This is a genomic window from Micromonospora sp. NPDC023633, from assembly GCF_040640035.1.
Taxonomy (GTDB): Bacteria; Actinomycetota; Actinomycetes; order Mycobacteriales; family Micromonosporaceae; genus Micromonospora.
Map to the genome: position 1 here is coordinate 1 of NZ_JBFABB010000225.1, position 5,794 is coordinate 5,794.

A 5,794-nucleotide genomic window follows, 5' to 3' on the forward strand; every position below is an offset into this window, starting at 1 on the left:
GCCCCTCCCTACCCCCCCCCCCCCCCCCCGGCCGCCCCCGGCCGTCCTCCCCACCCCGCGTGGGGGGGCGCGCCGCCGGCCCCGCCCGACTCCCGACCCACGGTGCGGTCGCGCCGGCACGGGCCGCCCGCACGGCAGCGGCGGCGGATCCGCTCCCCCGGGTCCGCCGCCGACCTGCCCGTACCCGGCGCGTCAGCGGCTGTCGGAGCCGGCCGTCTCCACCGCCGCGCGGCCGGCCTCCAGCCGGGCGACAGGCACCCGGAACGGCGAGCAGGACACGTAGTCCAGGCCGACCTCGTGGAAGAAGTGCACCGACTCCGGGTCACCCCCGTGCTCGCCGCAGACGCCGAGCTTCAGCTCCGGCCGGGCCGCCCGGCCCTCCTCCGCGGCGATCCGCACCAGCCGGCCCACGCCGTCGCGGTCGATCGACTCGAACGGCGAGATGCCGAAGATGCCCAGCTCCAGGTACCGCCAGAAGAACGCGCCCTCGACGTCGTCGCGGGAGAAGCCCCAGCCCATCTGGGTCAGGTCGTTGGTGCCGAAGGAGAAGAACTGCGCCGCCTCGGCGATCTGGCCGGCGGTCAGCGCCGCCCGGGGCACCTCGATCATCGTGCCGATCAGCACCTCGACGCCGCTGTCCCCGACCACCTCGGCGATGATCTTCTCGGCCTCGGCGCGGACCGTCTCCAGCTCCTGCACCGCGCCGACCAGGGGAACCATGATCTCCGGCCTGGCCACCGCGCCGTCGCGGGTGACGGTGACCGCCGCCTCCGCGATCGCCCGCACCTGCATGGCGAACAGGCCGGGGATGACCAGGCCGAGGCGGACGCCGCGCAGGCCCAGCATCGGGTTCTCCTCGTGCATCCGCCGCACGGCGGCGAGCAGCGCCTCCTCCTGGGCGACGTCCTCGCCGCGCTCCTGCGCGACCGCCACGTTGACCGCGAGCTGCTCCAGCGGGGGCAGGAACTCGTGCAGCGGCGGGTCGATCAACCGGACGGTGACGGGCATCCCGTCCATCTCCCGGAAGATCTCCTCGAAGTCGGCGCGCTGCAACGGCAGCAGCGCGGCCAGCGCGGCCTCCCGCTCGCCGTTGTCGCGGGCCAGGATCAGGCGCTCGACCAGCTCACGCCGGTCGCCGAGGAACATGTGCTCGGTGCGGCAGAGGCCGATGCCCTCCGCCCCGAAGCGCCGGGCCCGGGCGGCGTCCGCGCCGGTGTCGGCGTTCGTGCGTACGGCCAGCCGCCGCCGGGCGTCGGCGTGCGACATGATCCGGTGCACGGCCCGGACCAGCGCGTTGTCGACGTGCTCGGGGTCGAGGCTGCCCTCGAAGTACTGCACCACCTCCGACGGCATGACCGGCACCTCGCCGAGGTAGACCTTGCCGGTGGTGCCGTCGATGGAGACGACGTCGCCCTCGACGACGGTCTGCCCGCCGACGACGAACCTGCGCTGCGGGACGTCGACGTCGATCTCGTCGGCGCCGGAGACGCAGGTCTTGCCCATCCCCCGCGCCACCACGGCGGCGTGGCTGGTCTTGCCGCCGCGAGAGGTGAGGATGCCCTGGGCGGCGATCATGCCGTTGAGGTCGTCGGGGTTGGTCTCCCGCCGGACGAGGATCACCGACTCCCCCTCGGCGGCCAGTTCGACCGCGCGGGCGGAGGTGAAGACCACCTTGCCCGACGCCGCGCCCGGCGACGCCCCGATCCCCTTCGCCACCGGCTTGAACTCGTGGTCGAGCCGGAACCGCGGGAACATCAGCTGGGCGAGCTGCGCGCCGTTGACCCGGTGCAGCGCCTCGTCGAGGTCGATCAGGCCCTCGTCGACGAGCTGCCCGGCGATGACGAACGCCGCGGCGGCGGTGCGCTTGCCGACGCGGGTCTGGAGCATCCAGAGCTTGCCGCGCTCGATGGTGAACTCGATGTCGCAGAGGTCCTTGTAGTGGCCCTCCAGCCGGGCCATGATGCCGAGCAGTTCGTCGTAGGACTTCTTGTCCAGCCGCTCCAGCTCCTGCAGGGGCACGGTGTTGCGGATGCCCGCGACCACGTCCTCGCCCTGGGCGTTGGCCAGGTAGTCGCCGTAGATGCCCTGGGCGCCGCTGGCGGGGTCGCGGGTGAACGCGACGCCGGTGCCGGAGTCCGGGCCGAGGTTGCCGAAGACCATCGCCACCACGTTGACGGCGGTGCCCAGGTCGGCCGGGATGCGCTCCTGGCGGCGGTAGAGCACCGCGCGCTCGGCGTTCCACGACTCGAAGACCGCCCGGATGGCCAGGTCGAGCTGCTCGCGCGGCTCCTGCGGAAACTCCCGGCCGGTGTGCTTGAAGAAGATCTTCTTGTACGCGTCGACCAGCCCCCGCAGGTCGTCGGCGTCGAGGTCGAGGTCGTTGCTGGTGCCCTTGGCCCGCTTGGCGTCGTCGAGCGCGTGCTCGAACTCCTCGCCCGGCACCTCGCACACCGTCTTGCCGAACATCTGGATCAGGCGACGGTAGGAGTCCCAGGCGAACCGGTCCGCGCCGCCGGAGGGGGCCTGGTCACCCGAGCCGCCGGCCTGCCGCGCGAGTCCCTGCACGCTGCGGTCGTTGAGGCCGACGTTCAGGACGGTCTCCATCATGCCGGGCATGGAGAACTTGGCGCCGGAGCGCACGGAGACCAGCAGCGGGTCCTCCGGGTCACCGAGGCACTTGCCCATCGCCCGCTCCAGCGACGCGAGGTGCGCGGCGATCTGCTCCGCCAGGCCGTCGGGCTCCTCACCGGTGGCGAGGTACGCCTTGCAGGCCTCCGTGGTGATCGTGAAGCCCGGTGGGACCGGCAGACCGAGATTGGTCATCTCGGCCAGATTGGCCCCCTTGCCGCCGAGCAGGTCCTTGAGGTCCTTGTTGCCCTCGGCGAAGGCGTAGACGTACTTGTGTTCCACCGTCTCTTGCGTTGCCACCAGAGCCCTCCCACGCGCGCCGGTCCGACACTTAACGAAGGTTCAGTTGCTCATTACCCCGGGATGGACCACCGGCAATCCCGGTGCCAAGCCGGCCGGTGGGCGAAGGCTAAGCGAACATCGCGTGGCCTGGGACCGTTCGGTGACAATAGGCACAGCTATCACGACTATCCGCGTTCGTACCGGTTTTTGGGAACGCTTCCACGCGCACGATCACGCATTTCCCGCTCCGCCCTACGTACTCTTGACCGCACGCTTTTCGGTGAACCTCATCTTTGCCATAACCACCGCAAATACACCCCCTGGAGCTGACGCCGTGCCAGCCGTTCCCACCGCCGCCCCGGAGCCGCCCGACCCGTCCCGCGCCGGGGTGGACGAGCGGACGACCGGGCAGCTCGACCTGCCGGTCCACGAACCGGCCGCCGCCGAGCTGGCCCGGGCCGCGACCCGGGCCGCCGAGGTCGTGCTCGCCCCAGCACCCGAACTCGGCGACGACCTGCCCGCTCCGCCGGCCCGGACCCCCGACGACCCGCCCGCCCCGGCCGCCCGGCCCAGCCTGGGTGACGTCGTGCCCGCCCCGGAGCGGGTCGCGCCGGTCCCGGGCGTCGACTTCGTCCTCACCCCCGACGCGGTGATCCGGGTGGGCGCCGACGACGCCGCCCGCGCCGTCGCCGGGCAGCTCGCCGCCCTGCTCCGACCGGCCACCGGCTATCCGCTGCCGGTGACCGACGCCACCCGGCGGGAGCCGGCCGGCGGCATCACGCTGGTGCTGGTCGACTCCGACGACCTCGGCGCGGAGGGCTACCGGCTCGACGTGACGCCCGACGGGGTACGGATCGAGGCCGCCACCCCGGCCGGGCTCTTCTTCGGCGCGCAGACGGTGCGGCAGCTCCTGCCCGCCGCCATCGAGAGCCCGACGCCGGTCGCCGAGCGCTGGACGCTGCCCGGCGGGTCGATCACCGACCGGCCCCGGTTCCCCTACCGGGGGGCGATGCTCGACGTGGCCCGGCACTTCTTCGGCGTACCGGACGTGCTGCGGGTGATCGACCACCTGGCCCGCTACAAGCTCAACCACCTGCACCTGCACCTCACCGACGACCAGGGGTGGCGGATCGCGGTCGACTCCTGGCCCCGGCTGGCCGAGGTCGGCGGGGCGGGCGAGGTGGGTGACGGTCCGGGCGGGCACTACAGCCGCGACGACTACCGGCGGATCGTGGCCTACGCCGCCGAGCGGCACGTCACCGTGGTGCCGGAGATCGACCTGCCGGGGCACACCCACGCGGCGCTGATCGCGTACGGCGAACTGGCCCCGGACGGCGTCGCGCCGCCGCCGTACACCGGCACCGAGGTCGGCTTCAGCTACGTCGACCCCGCCAGCGAGCGGACGTACGAGTTCGTCGCCGACGTGCTGGGCGAGATCGCGGCGCTCACCCCCGGGCCGTGGCTGCACATCGGGGGTGACGAGGCGTTCAAGGTGCGCCCCGACGCGTACGCGGCCTTCGTCGAGCGGACCCAGCGCATCGTCGCCGGGACCGGCAAGACGGTGGTGGGTTGGCACCAGATCGCGCCCGCGGCGCACGCCGAGGGGCGGGTGCTCCAGTGGTGGGGCACCGAGGTCGGGGACCCGGTCACGGCGGACGCCGTCCAGCGGGGGGCGCGGCTCATCCTCTCCCCTGGCAACCACGCCTACCTCGACATGAAGTACGCCCTGGAGACCCCCATCGGGCACGACTGGGCCGGCCTGATCGACGTGCGGCGGTCGTACGACTGGGACCCCGGCGCCCACGTGACCGGCGTGCCGGCCGACGCGGTGCTCGGGGTGGAGGCGCCGCTGTGGACCGAGTCGGTCACCTGCCTGGCCGAGGTCGAGTTCATGCTCTTCCCGCGCCTGCCCGCGATCGCCGAGTTGGGCTGGTCACCCCGCGCGACGCACGACTGGGCCGGGTTCCGCGACCGGCTGGCCGGGCACGGCCCGCGCTGGGTCGCGGCCGGCGTCGCCTTCCACCGCTCGCCGGAGATCCCCTGGCCCACGGAGCCACCGGCCCCCGCCGCGCCGAAGGCAGCGATCCCCGCCCAGCCCGAGCCACCGGCACCCGCCGGATCGCACGAGGCGGCCCTCACCCGGCCCGGCCCCGAGGAGGTCCCCGCGCCCGCCCCGTCCGCCTGACACGCCCCGACCCTGGCCGTCTGGCACCCGGGCCCTGCCGCTCGCAAGCCTGGAGTTCCGGCAGGGCTGGCGCCGGCGACCGGAGCGGTCGCATCCTCCCCGGTCTCGGGAGTTCGAGGCGGTTCCAACCCGGCGCGTCGCTCCAGGCAAGCATCGGCGGCTGCCGGCCGCTGTCGACGACATCAGCTCGACAGGGCGCTCGCCGCACCATGCGCACCCCGACGACCGGGTGACGGCCGCCTGCGACGTCGCTGGCGGTTTGTCCGTTTGGCGGCGTCCGGTACGTGCCCGAATGTCGCCCGGCGTCCCCCGCGTCCCGTGCCCGGCACCACCCGGACGGCGGAATCGTGGGCCGGCCCGGGTCGTTGAACATGGCATACCCACGGCGCTCCCCCGCTCCACCGCGCCACGGTGGCCCGAACGGCCGGCGGAATGGCTGGCCGGGTCGGGTCGTTGAGACACCCCGGACGCCCGAGCAGGCCCCGCCGCCGGAGCGATCCGTTCGACTTCCCCCCCTTTTCCGCGGCACGCCGCTCCCCCGCGCGCGTCCGCGTACCCCCGATCGAAAGGTGCCGACCATCATGCGTACCGACATCCTGCGCAAGACCGCTCTGACCGTGGCCGGGCTCGCCTTCACCGGCGGCGCCATCGCCGGCCCCGTCACCGCCGCCGTCGCCGCCCCCACCGAGGGCAAGCCCG

2 protein-coding genes are annotated in these 5,794 nt (G+C 73.6%); one reads left to right on the forward strand and one right to left on the reverse strand.

Translation table 11 applies throughout. The annotated features are described in order from the left end of the window. Positions 1 to 192: 192 nt before the first annotated feature. The gene (ppdK, locus tag AB0G13_RS33730) at positions 193 to 2,928 is read right to left on the reverse strand and encodes a pyruvate, phosphate dikinase (RefSeq protein WP_357883457.1); all 2,736 of its coding nucleotides are present in this window, start codon (positions 2,926 to 2,928) and stop codon (positions 193 to 195) included. 370 nt (positions 2,929 to 3,298) lie between these two features. Here ppdK and AB0G13_RS33735 point away from each other — a divergent pair, with 370 nt between their 5' ends. Next, positions 3,299 to 5,095, forward strand: coding sequence for a beta-N-acetylhexosaminidase (locus tag AB0G13_RS33735; RefSeq protein WP_357883461.1), 1,797 nt, complete (start codon positions 3,299 to 3,301; stop codon positions 5,093 to 5,095). Positions 5,096 to 5,794: the final 699 nt, after the last annotated feature.